21 protein-coding genes are annotated in these 19850 nt (G+C 64.5%); 9 read left to right on the forward strand and 12 right to left on the reverse strand.

What is annotated here, in order from left to right; all coding sequences use genetic code 11:
• Window positions 1-125: 125 nt before the first annotated feature.
• From ACIOJF_RS16925 to ACIOJF_RS16940, 4 genes are read right to left on the reverse strand one after another with little or no spacing between them, the layout of a single operon-like run.
• Window positions 126-1517, reverse strand: a complete 1392-nt coding sequence (locus ACIOJF_RS16925; protein WP_105657406.1) for an MFS transporter — start codon at window positions 1515-1517, stop codon at window positions 126-128.
• 32 nt (window positions 1518-1549) lie between these two features.
• A complete protein-coding gene (locus ACIOJF_RS16930) occupies window positions 1550-2770 on the reverse strand; it encodes an NAD(P)/FAD-dependent oxidoreductase (protein ID WP_402741951.1) in 1221 nt (406 codons plus the stop codon).
• A gap of 1 nt (window position 2771) precedes the next feature.
• The gene (locus ACIOJF_RS16935) at window positions 2772-3095 is read right to left on the reverse strand and encodes a 2Fe-2S iron-sulfur cluster-binding protein (protein WP_105657408.1); all 324 of its coding nucleotides are present in this window, start codon (window positions 3093-3095) and stop codon (window positions 2772-2774) included.
• A gap of 15 nt (window positions 3096-3110) precedes the next feature.
• On the reverse strand, window positions 3111-4376 hold the full coding sequence (locus tag ACIOJF_RS16940; RefSeq protein ID WP_105657409.1) for a cytochrome P450: 1266 nt from the start codon (window positions 4374-4376) through the stop codon (window positions 3111-3113).
• 105 nt (window positions 4377-4481) lie between these two features.
• Here ACIOJF_RS16940 and ACIOJF_RS16945 point away from each other — a divergent pair, with 105 nt between their 5' ends.
• Window positions 4482-5393: a LysR substrate-binding domain-containing protein gene (locus ACIOJF_RS16945; protein WP_402741952.1), complete on the forward strand. Its 912-nt coding sequence runs from the start codon at window positions 4482-4484 to the stop codon at window positions 5391-5393.
• A gap of 446 nt (window positions 5394-5839) precedes the next feature.
• Here ACIOJF_RS16945 and ACIOJF_RS16950 read toward each other — a convergent pair whose 3' ends face one another.
• Complete coding sequence (locus ACIOJF_RS16950; RefSeq protein ID WP_402741953.1) at window positions 5840-7225, reverse strand: MFS transporter; 1386 nt, start codon at window positions 7223-7225, stop codon at window positions 5840-5842.
• A gap of 127 nt (window positions 7226-7352) precedes the next feature.
• Between ACIOJF_RS16950 and ACIOJF_RS16955 the strand changes: the two genes are divergently transcribed.
• Window positions 7353-8252: a LysR family transcriptional regulator gene (locus tag ACIOJF_RS16955; protein WP_105657412.1), complete on the forward strand. Its 900-nt coding sequence runs from the start codon at window positions 7353-7355 to the stop codon at window positions 8250-8252.
• A 32-nt stretch (window positions 8253-8284) separates the two neighbouring features.
• Window positions 8285-8641, forward strand: a complete 357-nt coding sequence (locus ACIOJF_RS16960) for a VOC family protein (RefSeq protein ID WP_402741954.1) — start codon at window positions 8285-8287, stop codon at window positions 8639-8641.
• On the opposite strand, the gene ACIOJF_RS16965 is transcribed toward ACIOJF_RS16960, so the two are convergent.
• Entirely contained in the window at window positions 8589-9251 is a 663-nt protein-coding gene (locus ACIOJF_RS16965; RefSeq protein ID WP_332489294.1) for a response regulator transcription factor, read from the reverse strand. The genes ACIOJF_RS16960 and ACIOJF_RS16965 overlap by 53 nt on opposite strands.
• Window positions 9248-10411: a sensor histidine kinase gene (locus ACIOJF_RS16970; protein WP_402741955.1), complete on the reverse strand. Its 1164-nt coding sequence runs from the start codon at window positions 10409-10411 to the stop codon at window positions 9248-9250. The genes ACIOJF_RS16965 and ACIOJF_RS16970 overlap by 4 nt, the downstream gene beginning before the upstream one ends.
• A gap of 109 nt (window positions 10412-10520) precedes the next feature.
• Here ACIOJF_RS16970 and ACIOJF_RS16975 point away from each other — a divergent pair, with 109 nt between their 5' ends.
• From ACIOJF_RS16975 to ACIOJF_RS16995, 5 genes are all read left to right on the forward strand, one after another.
• A complete protein-coding gene (locus ACIOJF_RS16975; RefSeq protein WP_166650664.1) occupies window positions 10521-11297 on the forward strand; it encodes a GAP family protein in 777 nt (258 codons plus the stop codon).
• Between the two features lie 69 nt (window positions 11298-11366).
• Window positions 11367-11864, forward strand: a complete 498-nt coding sequence (locus ACIOJF_RS16980; RefSeq protein WP_402735659.1) for a hypothetical protein — start codon at window positions 11367-11369, stop codon at window positions 11862-11864.
• Between the two features lie 102 nt (window positions 11865-11966).
• On the forward strand, window positions 11967-12803 hold the full coding sequence (locus ACIOJF_RS16985) for an exodeoxyribonuclease III (protein WP_133833097.1): 837 nt from the start codon (window positions 11967-11969) through the stop codon (window positions 12801-12803).
• 8 nt (window positions 12804-12811) lie between these two features.
• Window positions 12812-13828, forward strand: a complete 1017-nt coding sequence (trpS, locus tag ACIOJF_RS16990) for a tryptophan--tRNA ligase (RefSeq protein WP_402735658.1) — start codon at window positions 12812-12814, stop codon at window positions 13826-13828.
• Window positions 13829-13834: 6 nt separating this feature from the next.
• Window positions 13835-14356: a 2'-5' RNA ligase family protein gene (locus ACIOJF_RS16995; protein ID WP_402741956.1), complete on the forward strand. Its 522-nt coding sequence runs from the start codon at window positions 13835-13837 to the stop codon at window positions 14354-14356.
• A 57-nt stretch (window positions 14357-14413) separates the two neighbouring features.
• Here ACIOJF_RS16995 and ACIOJF_RS17000 read toward each other — a convergent pair whose 3' ends face one another.
• From ACIOJF_RS17000 to sdhC, 5 genes are all read right to left on the reverse strand, one after another.
• On the reverse strand, window positions 14414-15868 hold the full coding sequence (locus ACIOJF_RS17000; protein WP_332489296.1) for a catalase: 1455 nt from the start codon (window positions 15866-15868) through the stop codon (window positions 14414-14416).
• Window positions 15869-15998: 130 nt separating this feature from the next.
• Window positions 15999-16781, reverse strand: coding sequence for a succinate dehydrogenase iron-sulfur subunit (locus tag ACIOJF_RS17005; RefSeq protein ID WP_105661693.1), 783 nt, complete (start codon window positions 16779-16781; stop codon window positions 15999-16001).
• A complete protein-coding gene (gene sdhA / locus ACIOJF_RS17010; RefSeq protein WP_105657423.1) occupies window positions 16781-18568 on the reverse strand; it encodes a succinate dehydrogenase flavoprotein subunit in 1788 nt (595 codons plus the stop codon). The genes ACIOJF_RS17005 and sdhA overlap by 1 nt, the downstream gene beginning before the upstream one ends.
• A gap of 61 nt (window positions 18569-18629) precedes the next feature.
• Window positions 18630-19073 (reverse strand): succinate dehydrogenase hydrophobic membrane anchor subunit, encoded by a 444-nt coding sequence (locus ACIOJF_RS17015; protein ID WP_105661695.1) that lies wholly within the window; start codon window positions 19071-19073, stop codon window positions 18630-18632.
• A gap of 3 nt (window positions 19074-19076) precedes the next feature.
• Window positions 19077-19490 carry a succinate dehydrogenase, cytochrome b556 subunit gene (gene sdhC, locus ACIOJF_RS17020; RefSeq protein ID WP_388025151.1) on the reverse strand — a complete coding sequence of 138 codons (414 nt, stop codon included), beginning with the start codon at window positions 19488-19490 and terminating at the stop codon, window positions 19077-19079.
• Between the two features lie 246 nt (window positions 19491-19736).
• Between sdhC and ACIOJF_RS17025 the strand changes: the two genes are divergently transcribed.
• The coding region (locus ACIOJF_RS17025) for a sugar phosphate nucleotidyltransferase (RefSeq protein ID WP_400291517.1) at window positions 19737-19850 on the forward strand (114 nt) is incomplete at its 3' end.

Raw genomic sequence — 19850 nt, forward strand, 5'->3', positions numbered from 1 at the left:
GGATGAGAACCCGATTACCCGATTGTGGTGTCCATTAAAGCCGCAGAGCGCAACGCCGCGAAGTAGACGCGAAAAACCGGCAGTCCGCCAATGGTGGGCTGCCGGTTTTTTGATCCCTGCAGATCCTACAGCGCGTCCTGGGGCACGGGCTGCCCCGCGGTCCGCTTGTCGAAGACCAGCGCGCCGACTTCCTGCTCGGCCTGGTTGCCGATACCCAAGTCGATGCCGCTGCGATCACGCACCATGCTGACCGCCGCCAGCGATATTGCGGTAAGCGCGAACAGGTACCAGCCGACCGCCGTGGTCCCGCCGGTGGCCTGCACCAGCGCGGTGGCGATCATCGGGGCGAACGCCCCGCCCAGGATCGCGCCGAAAGCGTAGGAAATGGAAACCCCGGAGAAGCGCACCGAGGCGGGGAACAGCTCGGAGTACAACGCGGCCTGCGGACCGTAGGAGAAGCCCAGACCGATGGCGAACAACGCGAACGCCACGTAGAGCAGCGGCAGGCTAGCGGCGTTGACCAGCCAGAATAGCGGGAAGATGCACAGCAGCTGGCTGATGAAGCCGATCTGGTAGGTGCGCTTGCGCCCGATCCTGTCGGCCACGACCCCGGAGAGCAGGGTGAAGGCGAACCACATGACTGCACCGAAGGAGACGGCCAGCAGCACCTGCGTGCGGGTGAAGCCCACAGGCCCCTCAGGGTCCGTCATATAGGCCTGCAGGAATCCGCCGGTGGTCATGTAGCCGGCGGCATTGTTGCCAGCGAAAATCAGCGCGGCAACCAGCACCAGCAGCCAGTGCTTCTTGAACAGCACCACGATCGGAACGCGGGTCTGTGCCTTCTTCTGCGCGATCTCCTCGAAGACCGGGGACTCGTCCACCGAGCGGCGGATGAAGTAGCCCACCACGATCAGCACGAAGCTGAGCAGGAACGGCACGCGCCAACCCCAGGCCATGAACTGCTCGCCGGGGGAGATCACGCCGGTCATCAGCGCCATCATTCCCGAGGCCAGCAGCATGCCCAGCGGCACGCCGAGCTGCGGGTAGGCGCCGGCCCGGGCGCGACGGTCCTTCGGGGCGTGCTCAACGGCCATCAGCACCGCGCCGCCCCATTCGCCACCGGCGGAGATGCCCTGGATGATGCGCAAGAGCAGCAGCAGGATCGGGGCCAGCACGCCCGCGGTCTCATAGGTGGGCAGCACGCCGATCAGCGTGGTGGAGGCGCCCATGAGGGCCAGGGTGAGCACCAGCATGGCGCGCCGGCCGATTTTGTCCCCGTAGTGCCCGGCTAAGAACGCGCCCAGCGGGCGGAAGAGGAAGGAAATGCCGACGCTGGCGAAGGAGAGCAGCAGGCCGATCTGCGCGCCGGCTGGTTCGAAGAACAGGTGGGCGAAGATCAGCCCCGCTGCGGTGGCGTAGATGAAGAAGTCGTACCACTCGATGGTGGTGCCGATGACGGTGGCGAAGGCGACGCGCCGCTGGCTGGTGCCGGGGTGCCGCTGGGTGGGTGTGCTCATGAGCTGACCTCATTGGGATAGTAGTGGGGGTGCTAGGCCGCGACCGGTGCGGCGTTGGCCAGGTCCTTCAGGGATGCTCCAGCGAGCATCGCTTCGGTGATGCGCTCGCCGCGGGCCAGCAGCTTGCGTGCGGCAGCGTGGTCGGCGGGACGGTTAATGGATTCCACCGCGACCAATTGCCCGTCGCGCAGCCGTGCGATGGAGAATTTTTCGCTGCCCGGGTCGCCCAGCAGCACGCTGCTGTCGGTGGGCTCGGCCAGCCCGGCGATTTGCAGCCGGTGGCGGCCCTGGATGCTCCAGAACCAGGCAATCTCCGAGTACGCCGTGGGCTCGCCGCACAGGGTGCGGGCCAGGCTGCGCGCCTGGTCCGCGGCGTTCTGCACCGACTCCAACCGCACCCGCGTGCCGTCGCGCCCGACATTGGCGCAGTCGCCCACCGCGTAGACGCGCTCATCGCTGGTGCGCAGCGCGGCATCCACCAGGATGCCGTTCTCGCACTCCAATCCCGATGCTTCGGCCAACTCAATGTTGGGGAGCACGCCGATGCCGTAGACCACCAGATCCGCCCGGCAGCTTTCCCCGGCGGAGGATTGCACTAGCAAATCCTCCTGCACGTCAATGGACTGCACGCCTTCGCCCAGGCGCAGCTCGATGCCGTCGCCGCGATGGGCCTGGGTGAACCAGTTGGAGAGCTGGGCGGAAACCGAACGGTTCAGCACCCGGGGAGCGGAGTGCAGCACCGTGACATCGATCCCGCGGGCCCGGGCCGAGGCCGCGAACTCCAGACCGATGAAGCCGGCACCGGCCACGACGACCCGCTGGGCGCCGTCCAGCTGCCGGCGCAGGATTTCCGCGTCCTGCAGCGTGCGCAGCCCGATGACCCGCGGGTCCTCGGCGCCGGGGCAGGACAGCACCCGGTTGCGTGCGCCGGTGGCGAAGACCAGCCGGTCATAGCCGCGTTGCTGCCCGTCGGACAGGGTCACGGTGCGTGCGGCGCGGTCAACGGCGGTGGCGCGCGCACCGGTCAGCAGTTCGATGCGCTGCTGGGCGTAGAAGTCCTCCGAGCGCAGCGGCAGCACCTCGGGTTCCTGGGCGGAAGCCACGAAGTCCTTGGACAGCGGAGGGCGCTGGTAGGGCTGTTGTGCGCCCTGGTCGACCAAGGTGATGGCGCCGGCATGGCCGTGCTCGCGCAGCGTTTCGGCCAGCTGCACGCCGGCGTGGCCGGCGCCGATGATCAGGATGCTTTCGTGCATTTCAGACCTGTTCGGAGGGTACGGCCACGCGGATGGACTGCAATGCGCCGCCCAGGGAAACCTGGCAGCCCAGCCGGCTGTTCGCGGTGCGCTCTGCGGTGGTGCAGTCGAGCATTTCGTCTTCGTCTTCCGAGAGTTCTGGAAGACCAGCTGCATCCTCGGGGTTAACGTAGACGTGGCAGGTGGCGCACATGGCCTGGCCGCCGCATTCGCCGACGATCCCGGCGATGCCGTTGGTGACGGCAGCGCGCATGATGTTGCCGCCTTCGGCGACCTCGACGTCGGTCGCGGTGCCGTTTGGCTGTTCAAAGGTGATGGTAGGCATGGAAGGCTCCTTGTATTAGGCGTCCCAGAGGACGCGCATTTTGGTCATGCCGCGGAAGACCCAGCCGGCATCGATGCTGGCGGTGGCCGGATCCAACCGCAGATTGGGCAGCTTCTCGAAGACCGCCGGCAGGGCGACCTGGGCCACCTGGGCCCGGGCGATCCAGGTGCCGGCGCAGAAGTGCACACCGCCGCCGAAGGCCAGGTGCGGCTTCTTCTCGCGGAAGATGTTGAACGTTTCGGGATCCTCGAAGACCAACGGGTCGCGGTTGGCCGCGCCTAGCACCACTCCGAGGCGCGCACCGGCTGGCAGGCTGATGCCTTCGAGCACCAGCTCCTGGGTGGTTTCACGCGGGTACATGCCGATCGGGGCGACCCAGCGCACCGATTCCTCGAAGGCCTTGGGGAGCAAAGCCGGGTCCTGGCGTACCGCCTGCAATTGCTCGGGGTTCTCCAGCAGCGCCCAAACGGTGGTGGCCAGCACGTCGCGCGGCTCGTTCAGCCCGCCGCCGATGGTCATCTTCAGGTTGGCGCGGATGGCTTCCAGCGGGATCGGCATGGTGGCCAGGTTGGAGAGCAGCGAGTGGTCCGGGTTCTTCGCCAGATAGGGGAGCATCTCGTCGATGGCCGCGTCGACCTCTGCCGAGGAAGCCTCTGCCTTGGCCCAGACCTCTGGGTCATCGGCGTAGTTGCCGGTGCCGTCGATCATGGTCTGGCTCCAGCGCTGCATGTCCTGCTGGGTGGCATTGTGGAAGCCGCAGATCAGCCGCAGGTTCTCCGCGGTGTACGGTGCGGCGTAGTCCCAGACGAAGTCCGAACCCGGCCCCTTGGCGAGCAGCTGGCCCAGGTACTTCTCGTTGTTCTGCGCGAAGATCCCGTTCCAGTGCTTCTTGATGGTGCCCGGGCGCAGGGTCGCTCCGTAGGAGTCGCGGTCCACCTGGTGCTCCGGGTTGTCCTTGCGCAGCATCGAGTGGCCCATGGACCGCTTCATCAGCGAGTTGCGCTCGTTGGCGGAGAAGCGGGCTTCGTCCTGCTCGATCTCGTGGCAGGCGGCGTAGGAGGTCACCATGTAGCGGTTCACCGCCGGGACCCAGTGCAGCGGGGCCTCGGCGCGCAGGCGCTGGTAGATCGGGAACGGATCGCGGTACAGGTCCTCGATTTTTACCCAATCGGCGACCGGGGCCTCGCGGACTGCGGATTCGGTGCTGGCGTGCGGCACTGGTGCGGTGCCGGGGGTGGCCTGGGCGCCGGTGAACGGGCAGGTCGCTGGGGCGGTGCTCATGCTGTCTCCTTAGTGGTTCCTTGTTCAATCACTAGTGTGAGGCAGGCCATAACCACGGGTAAAATGGTTATATTCGAGGAATATCCACTGAATAAGCGAGGAATAGTGCCGAAATTTACGCTGCGTCAGCTCGAATGCCTGGCCGCCGTAGGGCAGCTGGGCTCCATCACCGCCGCCGCGCAGTCACTGAATTTGTCAGCCTCCGCGGTGACCGGCGGGCTCAACGAGCTTGAACGCGTGCTGAACACGCAGCTGACCATCCGGCGCAAGGCCCATGGCGTGAGCCTGACCCCGGCCGGGCGCTACGTGCTGGACGAGGCACAGGGAATCCTGCAGGCCTCCAGGGACCTGGAGCAAATGGCCAGCAGTGCCGGGGAAGTGCTGGCCGGAAAGGTTCGGGTGGGCTGCTACTCGTCGCTGGCGCCCACGGTGCTTCCGGAGCTGCTCGCCGAATACGGGCAGCGCTACGCGCAGGTGGAAGTCGATTTCTTCGCCGGCACGCAGCAGGAGATCTTCCAGATGCTGGCCGCCGGGACGCTGGATCTGGCCTTCGTCTACGACTTCGGCCTGCCCGAAGGCATCGAGCGCACCCAACTGTTCCGCACCGAACCCTATGTGCTGCTGCCCGCGGGGCATCCGCTGGCCGAAGAGCCGAAGGTGCCGCTGGTGCGGCTGGCCAGCGAGCCGATGATCCTGCTGGATGTCCCGCCGAGCCGCGAGCACACGCAGAACCTGTTCGAATCCGCCGGGGTCGAACCGTGGATCCGCTACCGCACCGCCGACTTCGAGGTGACCCGTTCCATGGTGGCCCGCGGGCTCGGCTACGCGGTGCTGGTCCAGCGCCCGGCGGTGGATGTTTCCTACGAGGGTCTGGACCTGGTGGTGCGCCCTATCCACCCGGTGGCCCGAACGGTGCGCGTCGCACTGGCCCGCCCCCGCGCCGTCGCCCCGTCCAAGGCGGCCACCGCCATGCATGACCTGGCACTAGAACTGCATTCGACGAACCCCGCTCACTGACCGGGCTACTGTCTGGCGGAGCAGGCACCCGCATCCGCGGGCCAAGGCCGCAAGGCCAACGCCCGGAGTATCCTCGGTGCCGCTGGTGGGCTTGGGGCGCAGCCGCTGGGAGGACTGCATTAAGACAGCGGCCGAACGCCAACGCCACGAGCGCGTCGAGGAGGGGAACGGCTGGTGCTTGCCCGCGGCATTCATGGGCACGGCCCGGGCTGGTAGCCCCGACCTTCTGGATCCTGACTGATCGGTGCAATCATCTTCGCAGCCCGCCGACGGCATGTGGCCCGCGCTGCGGCCGGCGCCGAATCGGTGCGGCGCGAACGCAATGCCCGCGGCGAGATCGAATAGACCGAGTTCCGCAAACGACTGGATGTGCTGCGCACCAAGCTGAAATAGAAAAGCCCGATGGCCCGTTCGGAAACGGGCCATCGGGCTTATGCTTGCAGCGCCTAGGCGTCCTGGGTAGCCTTCACGGCTTCAGCGCGGCGCTTGTCGAAGACCAGCGCGCCCACTTCCTGCTCCGCCTGGTTGCGGAAGGACAGGTCGATTCCTGCCCGGTCGCGGATCAGCGAGACCGCGGTGAACGAGATTGCAACGACGATCAGCAGGTAGATGGCCACCGCGGTGGTGCCGCCGGTCGCCTGCACCAGCGCCTGGGCGATGGTCGGTGCGAACGCGCCGCCGACGATCGCGCCGATCGCGTAGGAGATCGAGACGCCGGAGAAGCGTACCGAGGCCGGGAACAGCTCCGAGTAGAGCGCCGCCTGCGGGCCGTAGGTCAGCCCCAGTCCGATGGAGAACAGGCCGAAGGCCAGGTAGAGCAGGCCCAGCGAGCCGGAGTTGACCAGTGCGAAGACCGGGAAGAGCGAAGCTGCCAGAATAATGAAGCCGATCTGGTAGGTGCGCTTGCGCCCGATCTTGTCGGCCAGCAGGCCAGCGACCAGGGTCATGACCAGCCATACGGCGGCGCCGAAGGCCACGGCGACCAGCACGTCGGTGCGCTCCAGCCCGACCGGGCCATCAGGGTTGGTGGTGTAGGCCTGGAAGAAGCCGCCGGTGGTCATGTAGCCTGCGGCGTTGTTGCCGGCGAAGACCAGCGCGGCAATGAGCACCAGTGGCCAGTGCTTCTTGAACAGCACCAGGATCGGCACAGCGGTCTGAGCCTTGTTCTCGCTGATTTCCTCGAAGACCGGGGACTCGTCCACCGAGCGGCGCACGAAGTAGCCGACGGCGATCAGGATAATCGACACCAGGAACGGAACGCGCCAGCCCCATTCGAGGAACGCATCGCCGGGGGAGATCACCCCGGTCATCAGCGCCATGGTGCCCGAGGCCAGCAGCATGCCCAGTGGCACGCCCACCTGCGGGTAGGAGCCTGCGCGGCCGCGGTGGCCGTCGGAGGCGTGCTCGACGGCCATCAGCACCGCGCCGCCCCATTCGCCGCCAGCGGAGATGCCCTGCAGGATGCGCAGCAGCAGCAGCATGATCGGCGCCCAGATGCCTGCGGTCTCGTAGGTCGGCAGCACGCCGATCAGCGTGGTGGCTGCACCCATCAGCGCCAGGGTCAGGACCAGCATCGCACGGCGGCCGATCTTGTCGCCGAAGTGCCCGGCCAGGAATGCGCCCAGCGGGCGGAAGAGGAAGGACAGGCCGACCGAGGCGAAGGAGATCAGCAGTGCGATCTCCTGGCCTGCTGGTTCGAAGAACAGCTGGCTGAAGACCAGGCCTGCTGCGGTGGCGTAGATGAAGAAGTCGTACCACTCCACGGTGGTTCCGATGACCGTCGCGAAAGCTACGCGGCGCTGGTTGGCCTTGGCGGCCTTGGGTTGTGTCATAGTGCTTCCCTTGCGAGTGGTACCGAGGCGTCAATCACTGGCACCTGAGTTTTGGGTCACTCCAGTGTGGCACCAAGCACAAGTAAGGTAAACTTCAAATATCTGCAAAACTTCTGAAGGTTGGCTTATGTATTCGATGCGCCATCTGGAAATCATGGCTGAACTTCCCGCACACAGCACGCTCGGTTCGGCGGCCAGTGAATTGAGAATCTCGGAATCGGCCTTGTCGCAGGCAATTACCGCCATCGAGAAGCATGCCGGGGAGACCTTGTGCCTGCGCCGCAAGGCCCACGGGATCCGGCTCACCGCTTCGGGTCAGCACTTCGCCGCCATGGCCCGGAAGATCCTCTCCGATGTCGGCGAATTGCGTGCAACATTCCCGCAAACCGAAGGAGCGCTGCGCGGGCCGGTGCGCTTCGGCTGCTTCGCTTCGCTCTCTCCGCACCTGATTCCGGCCACGCTGGAAGGGTTCGACCACCCCGAGGTGCAGCTCGATGTGCGCGTAGGCACCCACGAGGACTTGCTGCCGGCCCTGCGAGAGGGCGAGATCGATGTCGCTTTCGTCTACGACCTGCAGCTGCCCGCGGACATGGACAAGCAGAGGATCTACCAGACCGAGATGCAGGTCGTGCTGCATCCCGAGCACCGGCTGGCCAACCTCGCCCGGCCGCTGGAATTGGCCGACCTGGTCGACGAATCGCTGATCATCTACGAGTCCGACCCGAGCACCGAGCACCAGCAGCAGCTCTTCGCCTCCCAGGGCCTGCAGCCCAGGATCGCCGCCTCGGTCCCGCAGATGATCCTGGTCTCCGCGATGGTGGGCCGCGGCCTGGGCTACGGGCTGCTCATGCGCCGCCCGAACAATGCCGAGGTCTCCATCGAGGGCCGCCCGCTGGCCTTCCGCGAGCTCAAGGCCCCCAACTACCCGAACGCGGTCGTGGCGATCACGCCCAAGGGGGTCCAGATCCCGGCCCGCGTCCAGGCGCTGATCGACCACTGCACCTGCGCGATGGCTGAGTCCTGGTAGACGCGAACACCTGGTGCGCGCATAATGGCCACATGATTGGCACGTGGCAGGCCATGGTCATCGACTGCGAGGACCCCGATGCACTGGCCGGATTCTATGAACAGCTCCTCGGGATGGTGCGCATCGACAACGAGCCCGACTGGGTTTCCATTGGCGATGCCCCGGATCACCCTGCGCTCGCCTTCCAAGCGGTCAGCCCGTACGTGGCCCCGCAATGGCCCGGGCATGTGCACCCGCAACAGTCGCATATCGACGTGAAAGTCGCCGACCTGGACCTGGCCGAAGAACAGGTGCTGCACCTCGGTGCGCGCTGGACCGGCGAAGGGTCCAAGACCTTCAGGGTCTATTTGGACCCGCAGGACCACCCGTTCTGCCTGGTGAGCTGGTAGCCGCGTAGGCGATCTTCGCCGCCTGCAGCCGGGTCGAGACCCCGAGCTTGGCCAGCACCTGGGAGACATGCGTCTTCACGGTGCTCTGCCCGATGCCCAGCCGCTGCGCCAATTGCGGGTTGCTCAGCCCTTCGGCCAACCCGTCGAGCACCTCGCGTTCCCTGCCGGTCAAGCCATCGGGCAGCTTCGCGGTGCCGGGTTCCGGCGCCAGCGCCCGGGCCAGGATCCGCGAGGTCACCTGCGGATCCAGCACCGATTCGCCGCGGGCCGCGGCCCGCACGCCCATGATGATCGCCTGCGGTTCGGCGCTCTTGAGCAGGAACCCGTGCGCCCCGGCCTGCAGTGCGCCAAAAAGGTACTGGTCGTCATCGAAGGTCGTGAGCACCACGACGCGGCAGCTGCCATGCAGTGCCTTGGTGGCCTCGATGCCATCGAGCACCGGCATGCGCAGGTCCATCAGGATGACGTCGGGGGACAGGGCACGGGCCATGGAAATGGCCGATCGCCCGTCGGCCGCTTCGCCCACGACTTCCAGGTCTTCCGCGGCCTGCAGCACCAGCCGGATCCCCATGCGCACGGTCGCATGGTCATCGACGATCAGGACTTTCACGGCTTCTCCATTGCTTCAATTGGTCCGGGGAATTCCACGCGCACCTCGAAATCCGGGCCGGTGCGTACCCCGAACCGGCCATCGAGCGCGGCGACGCGGGTGCGGATATTCTCCAGCCCGGTGCCCGCCCCCGGGCCGCGGCTGGCATCGTGCCGCAGGCCGTTGCTCGCCGTGATCGCCAGGCCCTGGTCCTGGATCACGCTCATTTCCAGGGTAGTGCCCGGCGCATGCTTGGCGTGGTTGACCAGCAGCTCGCAGACCGTGCGGTGCGCGGCGGTATGCACCGCAGGACTGAAGCGCTGCGGATGCGCGACCCGGTACTCCCAGCGCACCGGGCTGCCGAATCCGGCCACCAGCTCAGGCAGATCCTCGATCCGCGCCTGCAGCGCAGGGCCCCCGGCATGCAGCATCCGCACCATCGCGGCCATGTCTTCCAAGCCGGACACCGACTCATCGCGGATGCTCTGCAACGGAGCCCGCACCTCCTGGGGTGCGGCCGGAAGCAGGGCGCCGGAGAGCAGCGCGATTGACGAGAACCTGGCCGAGAGCACGTCATGCATCTCGCGGGCCAGCGCAGTGCGCTCCTGGACGCGGGAAAAGTCGTGCTCGGCGACCAGCTGGTCCTCGCGGGCATCGGCCGCCGACTGCACAGCCTCTGCCCGCTGGGCTTCGGCCTTGGCCAGCTCCTTGGCGGTGCGCATATTCTCCGCCCAGAGCATCGGGGTGAAGAGGATGAAGCCGGCCATGAGCAGGGCCAGCACCACCTCCTGCGGATTCCCGGTGACCAGCCAGGCGGCGATGGCCAGCGAGATGGCCGCCAGGCACAGCAGCGCCAGCGCCACCGTCCGCGTGCGCACCGAACCGAGCAGGAACAACCCGAAGACGCATTCGAAGACCAAGAAGTACCCGCCCAGGCTTCCCACGGCCAGCAAGCCGGCCCCGGCGAGCAGCATGGCCACGGAGCTGGCTACGAGAAAACGGCGACGGACCAGCACAGCGGCCAAGCCGATGAGCAGCAAGACGATCCATTCGTACCCGCGGATCGCGAACCATGGGGGATTGGCCAGTCCCGAAAGATGCAAGATGGCGGTGAGCACCAGATAGGTGCCGACGACCTCGGGTTCCTTGTCGCCGCTGCCCATCCGCCGAATGAAGTCCATGCTTCCAGCATCCCCGAACTGGCTGCCCGCCGGTATCCCCCTTAAGGAGGAGAAGGCGCAGCCCACTGGCCGATACCGCGATCCGGCAGGCCGCGGAACAGTGGAACCCATGGACATCATGACAAGCAATCCCGAACTATCCCTTCTCATCCTGGCGCTGATCGATTCGACTAGCATCGGCACCCTGGTCATTCCGCTGTGGCTGCTGCTGCGGGGACGCCGCGCGGCCATTGCCAAGGTCCTGGCCTATCTGCTGGTGATCGCCGGCTTCTACTGGGTCATCGGCGTGCTGCTGCGCAGCGGGTTGCTGCTCATCGACCCGGCCATCTTCGAGCACCGGTTCTTCCGGCTGGCAGGAATGGCCGCCGGGGCGCTGATGATCATCTGGGCGCTCACCTACCGCACCGATGCGCAGAAGGAAGCCAGCGCACGGAAGAAAGCCATCGCGCATAGCGGCGCGGCACCGGCAGCGCCGGAACCGGCGGATGCAACCGAACAGGTGCCGCTGCGCCTGCGCAGCCGCTTGGGCACTGCGCTGGATACCCGCACCGGGTTGATTGCCCTGGCCCTGTTCGCCGGCCTGCTGGAACTTCCCACGATGCTTCCCTACCTCGCAGCCGTTGGCGTCATGCAGGGCGCCGGCTGGGGCACCGGCCTGCAGCTGCTCGCGCTGATCGGCTACTGCCTGGTGATGATCGTCCCGGCATTGGTGCTGGTTGGCGCGCTTGCGCTCGCCGGGCCGCGCATCGAGGCCTGGTTGCAGAAAATGGGGGCCAAGGCCTCGGCATACGCCCAGGAAACCCTTGGCTGGGTGGTGGGCATCGGCGGATACCTGCTGATTCGCGCGAGCCTTTCCGGGCAGGACCTGCACAGCCTGTTCGGCTAGCCACGCTGTGGGCGAAAGGGCACGGTTCCAATTGGCTTGAAGCGGGGTAATGATGCGAGAATTGACGGCATGGAACCTCTAGGCAGCAGCGCGAAGCAGGGCAGGAAAGTCACCCTGAACGCATCAACTTTGGCAATGTCCGTCATGGTCATCGTCCTTCTGGTGGCAGTGGTATTCGCTGCCAACTCCAACCAGATCGTCGGCTGGTTTGTAGTCGTCATCTCCGCCGGTTGGCTGCTGCTGGCCGCATTCATGATGTTCGGCCTCAAGCGGGGCGCCGAGAAGATCAACAACTCGCTGCGCGAAGCCACCGCGGCGGCCACCCCGCGCGCCCAGCCCGGCACTGTGGTGGTTGACGAAGCCACCAGCCAGCGCGACATGAAGCTGGATCACTCGTTCAAGATCGTCCAGGTCCAGGCACGCGTGATCGCCGAACAGCGCCAGAGCCGGGGCGAGGATCACGAGGCCATGATCGACCGGGCGCTGGAGACGATCCAAATGACCGCGACGAATGCGCGGGACATGATCAAGCCGGCCAAGCCGATGGATGGCGAAATCATCGACTAATTGTCCAGGGCAACGCGCAAGCGTTGCCCTTTTTCGTTGCCCGTGTTCCGGCGCAGGCCAGATCAGCGCGTAATCGATCGCATAATTTTGTAAGCTGGAATAGTGATACCTACCAGTGTGGAAATTCTCAACAAGGACGCCGGCGCGCTGCGCGTCGCGTCGGTCAACGTCAACGGCATTCGCGCGGCCTACAAGCGCAATATGGCGGACTGGATCGCCGCCCGTGACGTGGACATCCTGTGCCTGCAGGAAGTACGCGCACCGGACAAGATCCTGCGCGACCTGATTGGCGAGGGTTGGCATATCCTGCATGCCGAGGCCAAGGACAAGGGCCGCGCAGGCGTTGCCGTCCTCTCGCGCACCGAGCCGGTAGCCGTGCGCGAGCACATCGGCGAGGACTACTTCGCAGAATCCGGCCGCTGGGTCGAGGCGGACTTCGATATCAACGGCGAGAGCTTCACCGTCGTCTCGGCCTACGTCCATTCCGGCGAGCTGGGCACCCAGAAGCAGGAAGACAAGTACCGTTTCCTGCAGCGCATGAACGTGCGCCTGGTGGAATTGAAGAACGAGAAGGACCACGTCCTGGTGGTAGGCGATTTGAACGTCGTGCACACCGAAAAGGACATCAAGAACTGGAAGCCGAACCACAACAAGCGCGCCGGCGTGATGGACGAGGAGATCGCCTACTTCGACGGGTTCTTCGGTGAGATCGGCTACAAGGATGTGGCGCGCGAGCTGGCCGGCGACGTGCAGGGACCGTACACCTGGTGGTCCTTCCGCGGACAGGCCTTCGACAACGACGCAGGTTGGCGCATCGACTACCACATGGCCACTCCGGCGCTAGCCGCCAAGGCCATCAAGTCCCACGTAGACCGTGCCTCGGCCTACGATTTGCGCTTCTCCGACCATGCGCCGCTGGTCGTCGACTACCAGTTCTAAGGAAAACCATGGAAACAACCCGTCCCCGCGTCCTGTCCGGAATGCAGCCATCGGGCGATTCGCTGCACCTGGGCAACTACCTGGGCGCGCTGGTCAATTGGGTCAAGACCCAGGATGACCACGACGCATTCTTCTTCATCCCGGATATGCACGCGATCACCGTCTCGCAGGATCCGGCGGAGCTGCGCGCGCGTACCCGAAAGACCGCTGCGCAGTTCATCGCCGGCGGCATCGACCTGGACAAGTCCACCTTGTTCGTCCAGTCGCAGGTCCCCGAGCATGCGCAGCTGGCCTGGGTGCTGAACTGCATCACCGGTTTCGGCGAAGCCAGCCGCATGACCCAGTTCAAGGACAAGTCCTCCAAGGGCGGCGCGGATGCCGCCAGCGTCGGGCTGTTCACCTACCCGGTCCTGATGGCCGCGGACATCCTGCTCTACCAGCCCGAAGGGGTCCCGGTGGGCGATGACCAGCGCCAGCATGTGGAGCTGGCCCGCGATCTGGCCAAGCGCTTCAACCACCGTTTCGGGCAGACCTTCACCGTGCCGGAAGCGTTCATCCCCAAGGAGGGCGCACGCATCTACGACCTGCAGAACCCGACCTCGAAGATGTCCAAGTCCGCCGAATCCCCTGCCGGCTTGATCAACGTCCTGGATGAGCCGAAGCTGATCGCCAAGCGCATCAAGTCCGCGGTGACGGACGCCGGGTCCGTCGTGGCCTACGACAAGGCCGAGAAGCCGGGCGTTTCGAACCTGCTCGATATCCTGGCTGCCGTGACCGGCAAGAATGTGCCAGAACTGGTCAACGAGTTCGAAGGCAAGATGTACGGGCATCTGAAGGTGGCTGTGGCAGAAGCCGTGGTGGAGCAGCTGGCTCCCATCCGCACCCGTACCCTGGAGCTGCTCGATGATCCGGCGGAGCTGGATCGCCTGCTGCTTGCCGGTGCGGCCAAGGCGCGCGTCGTCGCGTCGAAGACCGTTGCCGATGTCTACCAGAAGGTCGGCTTCCTGCCGCCGCTGGGAGTCTAAGAGCCAATGGTTTTCGAGTACACCCTGGGCGTGGTGATCCCGGTGCCGCAGCCGCACCGCGAGACTCTGCGCGCGTGGCGCCAGGAATACGGGGGAGAGGCCACCGCGCCGATTGCCCCGCATATCACCTTGGTGTCCGGGTCGTACCTGAATTCCTGGGAGAAGGCGGCTGCCCAGGTGCGCCGGGTAGCCGCCACGGCGGAGCCCTTCACCATCCATCTGGGTCCGGCCCGGACCTTCCGGCCGGCCAGCGAAGTAGTCTTCCTGCCGCTGGAAACCGGAGCGGACGAATGCTGGAAGCTGCACCGCGCGCTGCTGGGCGACGCGCTGAGGCACGAATCGGCTTTCGCCTACCATCCGCACTTGACCATCGCGCAGAACGTGGCTGCACGGCAATTGGACGCCGCGCAGGCAGCGTTGGGTCAGGCGCATCTGTCCTTCGCGGCGGATCGTATCCATTTGTTCGATACCCGTGGCGGGGATTGGAACTTCAGCGAGCAGATTCCGCTGGGTTCCTCGCTTGCCTAGTTCACCCTGCAGAAAACGCCAGCCTCGCGGCTGGCGTTTTCCGTGTCGGCTGGCGAGTCACTTCTGGCGGACGTTGGCCTCGATCTTCGCTCCGGTATCGGCGTCGATGTTCTTCCAGTATTGGATCGCGTTGGACAGCACCGGCTCGATGACCCCATCCAGCGCCCCGGTGACGGTATCCACCAGTTCGGCGCGCTGGGCATCATCCATCACCTCGCGGACCAGGATGCCGGGCTGGACGAAGTCCCCGTCGTCCTTGCGCAGCGTGTAGGCCTCGCGGACCAGTTCGCCGTCGGACTCGAAGGAATTCTCCGCCGGTCCGGTTTCATCGCTCCATGAATCCCCGAAGGAGTTCGGCGCGTAGACGCTGCGATCCCCGGTGTGATCGTAGGTCATGCTCCCCTCGAAGTTGTACGAGTGGACCGGGCACTTGGGCTTGTTCACCGGCAGCTGCTGGAAGTTGGTGCCGATGCGGTAGCGCTGCGCATCCGCGTACGCGAAATTGCGTCCCAGCAGCATCTTGTCAGGACTCATCCCCATGCCCGGGACCATGTTCCCGGGGGAGAATGCGGCCTGCTCGATTTGCGCGAAGAAGTTCTCCGGGTTCCGGTTCAGCGTCATGGTGCCGACCTTGATGCGCGGATAGTCCTTCTTGGACCAGACCTTGGTCAGGTCGAAGGGGTTGAACCGGTAGGTCTTGGCTTCCTCGTAGGGCATGATCTGCACGTACAGGTCCCACTGGGGAAAATTCCCGGCCTTGATGGCATCGAACAGGTCGCGACGGTGGAAGTCGGCGTCGGATCCGGCCAGTGCCTCGGCCTGCGCCCCGCGCATGGTCTCGAACTTCTCGGACTGCTTGTTCAGGAAATGGTACTTGACCCAGAATTTCTCTCCGGCAGCATTGACCCACATGTAGGTGTGCGAGCCGTAGCCGTTCATTTCGCGCCAGGTCTTGGGCAGGCCGCGCTGGCCCATGATGTAGGTGACCTGGTGGGCGGATTCCGGATTCTGCGTCCAGAAGTCCCACTGCATGGTTCCATCGCGCAGCCCCGAATCGGGCAGCCGCTTCTGGGAGCGGATGAAGTGCGGGAACTTCATCGGGTCGCGCACGAAGAACACCGGCGTGTTGTTCCCGACCAGATCGAAATTGCCTTCGGAAGTGTAGAACTTCATCGAGAAGCCGCGCACATCGCGCCAGGTGTCGGGAGAGCCGAGCTCGCCGGCAACGGTGGAGAAACGCATCAGCGTTTCGGTTTTCACGCCAGGCTGGAACAGGGCCGCCTTGGTGTACCGGGATACGTCCTCGGTGGTTTCGAATTCGCCGAAGGCTCCGGAACCCTTGGCATGCGGGCGGCGCTCGGGAACGTTCATCCGGTTGAAATGCTGCAGGGTCTCGACCAGATGATGATCGTGCAGCACGATGGGGCCGTTGGCGCCCACCGTCAGCGAGTTGCGGTCGCTGGCTGCCGGGATTCCTGCTTGGGTTGTCGAGGTGGTTTCTTCACTGGCCATGTTTGCTCCTCAGCTATGTGGTGCATTGGGAAAAGGGCGAGTACTGCCCATCATGCCACGCGAGGCGGGGGCGTTGAAGGGATGCAAAAAGGGCCCGAACCGTTGAACGGTTCGGGCCCTCAGCGCGTCCTTAGACGGTGCGCGCCAGAATTGCCTGCTTGACCTCGGCGATAGCCTTGGTCACCTGGATGCCGCGTGGGCATGCTTCGGTGCAGTTGAAGGTGGTGCGGCAGCGCCACACGCCTTCCTTGTCGTTCAGGATCTCCAGGCGCATGTCGCCTGCATCATCGCGCGAGTCGAAGATGAAGCGGTGGGCGTTGACGATCGCGGCCGGGCCGAAGTACTGGCCATCGGTCCAGAACACCGGGCAGGAGCTGGTGCAAGCAGCGCACAGGATGCACTTGGTGGTGTCGTCGAAGATCTCGCGATCCTCGGCGGACTGGTAGCGTTCCTTGGTTGGCTCGTGGCCCTTGGAGATCAGGAATGGCATGATCTCGCGGTAGGACTGGAAGAACGGTTCCATGTCGACGATGAGGTCCTTTTCAAGAGGCAGGCCCTTGATGGCTTCAACGGTGATCGGCTTGGAGGTGTCCAGGTCCTTGAGCAGGGTCTTGCAGGCCAGGCGGTTGCGGCCGTTGATGCGCATGGCATCGGAACCGCACACGCCGTGGGCGCAGGAGCGGCGGAACGACAGCGAGCCGTCCTGCTCCCACTTGACCTTGTGCAGGGCGTCCAGCACGCGGTCGGTGCCGTACATGGTCAGCTTGAAATCTTCCCAGTATGCGTCCGCAGTAGCCTCTGGCAGGTAGCGGCGAACGCGCAGGGTGATGTCGAAGCTCGGGATCTCTCCGCCGCCGCCAACGCCTGGCTTCAGGTCGATCTTTGACGGTGGTTCTGGCAGTTCGGTGCTCATTAGTACTTACGCTCCATTGGCTGGTAACGGGTAAAGACCACTGGCTTGGTCTCCATGCGGATGCCCTTGATGTCCTCGGTGACGGCTTCTGCGTCACGGTAGGACATCGAGTGCTTCATGAAGTTCTCATCGTCGCGGTCTGGGAAGTCCTCGCGGTAGTGGCCGCCGCGGGATTCCTTGCGGTGCAATGCAGCAACGGTGATGACCTCGGCCAAGTCGAGCAGGAAGCCCAGCTCGATGGCTTCGAGCAGATCCAGGTTGAAGCGCTTGCCCTTGTCCTGGATGCTGATGTTCTTGTAGCGCAGGCGCAGATCCTCGATCACGTCGCGCGCTTCCTTCAGCGAACGCTCGTCGCGGAATACCTGGACGTTGGCGTCCATGGTTTCCTGCAGGATCGAGCGCAGGTCCGAGACGCGCTCGGTGCCGTTGCCGCTCAGCACGCCTTCGATCTGCGCGGTGACGAATGCTTCCGGGTTCTCCGGCAGCTCGACGAAGTCGGCGGTCTTGGAGTACTCGGCAGCGGCAACGCCGGCGCGCTTGCCGAACACGTTGATGTCCAGCAGCGAGTTGGTGCCCAGGCGGTTCGAGCCGTGGACCGATACGCAAGCAACCTCGCCGGCGGCGAACAGGCCAGGAATGACGGTGTCATTGTCCTGCAGCACTTCGGTGTTGATGTTGGTTGGAACGCCACCCATTGCGTAGTGCGCAGTGGGGTACACAGGCACCGGATCGGTGAATGGCTCGACACCCAGGTAGGTGCGGGCGAACTCGGTGATGTCCGGCAGCTTGGATTCGATGTGCTCTGGTTCCAAGTGGGTCAGATCCAGCAGCACGTAGTCCTTGTTCGGGCCGCAACCGCGGCCTTCGCGGACTTCGTTGGCCATCGCGCGGGCCACGATGTCACGTGGTGCGAGGTCCTTGATGGTCGGCGCATAGCGTTCCATGAAGCGCTCGCCATCCGAGTTGCGAAGGATCGCGCCTTCGCCACGTGCACCCTCGGTGAGCAGGATGCCCAGTCCGGCAAGGCCCGTTGGGTGGAACTGGAAGAACTCCATGTCCTCCAGCGGCAGGCCCGAGCGGAAGGCGATGCCCATGCCGTCACCGGTCAGGGTGTGCGCGTTGGAGGTGGTCTTGAAGACCTTGCCGGCGCCGCCCGAAGCGAAGATGACCGACTTGGCCTGGAAGACGTGCAGTTCGCCGGTAGCCAGGTCGTAGGAGACGACGCCGGCAACGCGCTTCTGCTTGTAGGCGGTGCCGTCCTCGCGGTAGGCATCTTCTTCGACCATCAGCAGGTCGAGCACGTAGTACTCGTTGTAGAACTCGACGTTGTGCTTGACGCAGTTTTGGTACAGGGTCTGCAGGATCATGTGGCCCGTGCGGTCAGCTGCGTAGCATGCGCGTCGCACGGCGGCTTTGCCGTGGTCGCGGGTGTGGCCGCCGAAGCGGCGCTGGTCGATCTTGCCCTCTGGGGTTCGGTTGAATGGGAGGCCCATCTTTTCCAGATCCAGCACGGCGTCGATGGCTTCCTTGGCCATGACCTCGGCTGCGTCCTGGTCAACCAGGTAGTCGCCACCCTTGATGGTGTCGAACGTGTGCCACTCCCAGTTGTCTTCCTCGACGTTGGCAAGTGCTGCGCACATGCCGCCCTGGGCCGCACCGGTGTGCGAGCGGGTTGGGTAAAGCTTGGTTAGCACTGCGGTGCGTGCGCGCTGACCGGATTCGATCGCTGCACGCATGCCTGCACCACCGGCACCGACGATAACAACGTCGTACTTATGTACCTGCATTCTTGATGCTCTCTTTTCTAAAAATCTGTGTGGCTATTGGCTGGAACTAGGGGAGTTCCAATTAGCACTGCGGCAGCTGGCTGCCGGCGACGCATGGATCGAAGGTGAAGATCACCAGGGAACCAAGCACGATGATGAAGATCGTGGCGACGTACAGGATGCCCTTGAGCCATGCACGGGTAGCGTGCTTCTCTGCGTAGTCGTTGATGATGGTGCGCACGCCGTTGGTGCCGTGCAGCATGGCCAGCCACAGCATGGCCAGATCCCAGAACTGCCACAGCGGCGAGGCCCACTTGCCGGCCACGAAGCCGAAGCTGATGCCGGAGATGCCTTCGCCGACCATCAGGTTGGAGATCAGGTGGCCGAAGATCAGGACGATCAGCACGACGCCGGAGAGGCGCATGAACAGCCATGCCAGCATTTCGAAGCTTCCGCGGGACTTTGGTCCGCGCTTGTACTTTGGATCAATGCGCTGGCTGCGAGGAGCAGGAATAGAAACGCTCATGGCTTAGTGGCTCCCAAATGCGATCGACAGGTGACGGATGGCGAAGCCCGCAAAGACGATGACCCAGAGGATCAATACGCCCCAGAGCAACTGGCGCTGGTACTTGGTACCCTGCTTCCAGAAGTCGACCAGGATCAAGCGCAGACCGTTGAATGCGTGGAAGAGGATTGCTGCAACCAGACCGGTTTCACCAAGTGCCATCCACGGGGTCTGGTAGGTGCTAATGATTGCGTCGTAGGCGCCGGCATCGACACGGACCATGGCCGTATCGAGCACGTGCACCAGCAGATAAAGAAAAATAACGACACCGGTGACTCGGTGTCCCACCCAGGACCACATGCCTTCATGGCCGCGGTATAGGGTGCCTGACGAAGTCTTCGACACTGAACTAAACCTCCAAGGCTCGCAACGGCGCATGTGTATATTGCACACAATGAGATTTGACGCACTTGTGCGAGCGTTCCTTGTGCGAGTCTAAACCACTTGGCTAGCTCCAATCTATTTCGTGTCTCGTTCCTGTGAGCATGTTCACCGAAAAGGGGTAATTATGCGCTAAAAGGCCGAAATCCCGCCCGTAATACCTCATGCGATGTTTTCGTATTTAATCTGTTGCACAGGTTTCAATGGACAGGATTATCCACCGAATGAATTAGTCTGGAAGGCGTGAATGCAGACCTATTAGCCCGATTCCACGGCGTGATCCCCGCCGGCGGCGTCGGCACCCGATTGTGGCCCCTCTCCAGGGCTTCCGCTCCGAAGTTTTTGCACGATCTGACC

The organism is Glutamicibacter sp. NPDC087831 (assembly GCF_044742845.1).
GTDB lineage: Bacteria > Actinomycetota > Actinomycetes > Actinomycetales > Micrococcaceae > Glutamicibacter.

Coding starts and splice junctions, on each gene's coding strand:
- ACIOJF_RS16925 (WP_105657406.1), bottom strand. CDS start 1,517: ATGAGCACACCCACCCAGCGGCACCCCGGCACCAGCCAGCGGCGCGTC.
- ACIOJF_RS16930 (WP_402741951.1), bottom strand. CDS start 2,770: ATGCACGAAAGCATCCTGATCATCGGCGCCGGCCACGCCGGCGTGCAG.
- ACIOJF_RS16935 (WP_105657408.1), bottom strand. CDS start 3,095: ATGCCTACCATCACCTTTGAACAGCCAAACGGCACCGCGACCGACGTC.
- ACIOJF_RS16940 (WP_105657409.1), bottom strand. CDS start 4,376: ATGAGCACCGCCCCAGCGACCTGCCCGTTCACCGGCGCCCAGGCCACC.
- ACIOJF_RS16950 (WP_402741953.1), bottom strand. CDS start 7,225: ATGACACAACCCAAGGCCGCCAAGGCCAACCAGCGCCGCGTAGCTTTC.
- ACIOJF_RS16955 (WP_105657412.1), top strand. CDS start 7,353: ATGTATTCGATGCGCCATCTGGAAATCATGGCTGAACTTCCCGCACAC.
- ACIOJF_RS16960 (WP_402741954.1), top strand. CDS start 8,285: ATGATTGGCACGTGGCAGGCCATGGTCATCGACTGCGAGGACCCCGAT.
- ACIOJF_RS16970 (WP_402741955.1), bottom strand. CDS start 10,411: ATGGACTTCATTCGGCGGATGGGCAGCGGCGACAAGGAACCCGAGGTC.
- ACIOJF_RS16975 (WP_166650664.1), top strand. CDS start 10,521: ATGGACATCATGACAAGCAATCCCGAACTATCCCTTCTCATCCTGGCG.
- ACIOJF_RS16980 (WP_402735659.1), top strand. CDS start 11,367: ATGGAACCTCTAGGCAGCAGCGCGAAGCAGGGCAGGAAAGTCACCCTG.
- trpS (WP_402735658.1), top strand. CDS start 12,812: ATGGAAACAACCCGTCCCCGCGTCCTGTCCGGAATGCAGCCATCGGGC.
- ACIOJF_RS16995 (WP_402741956.1), top strand. CDS start 13,835: ATGGTTTTCGAGTACACCCTGGGCGTGGTGATCCCGGTGCCGCAGCCG.
- ACIOJF_RS17000 (WP_332489296.1), bottom strand. CDS start 15,868: ATGGCCAGTGAAGAAACCACCTCGACAACCCAAGCAGGAATCCCGGCA.
- ACIOJF_RS17005 (WP_105661693.1), bottom strand. CDS start 16,781: ATGAGCACCGAACTGCCAGAACCACCGTCAAAGATCGACCTGAAGCCA.
- sdhA (WP_105657423.1), bottom strand. CDS start 18,568: ATGCAGGTACATAAGTACGACGTTGTTATCGTCGGTGCCGGTGGTGCA.
- ACIOJF_RS17015 (WP_105661695.1), bottom strand. CDS start 19,073: ATGAGCGTTTCTATTCCTGCTCCTCGCAGCCAGCGCATTGATCCAAAG.
- sdhC (WP_388025151.1), bottom strand. CDS start 19,490: ATGCGCCGTTGCGAGCCTTGGAGGTTTAGTTCAGTGTCGAAGACTTCG.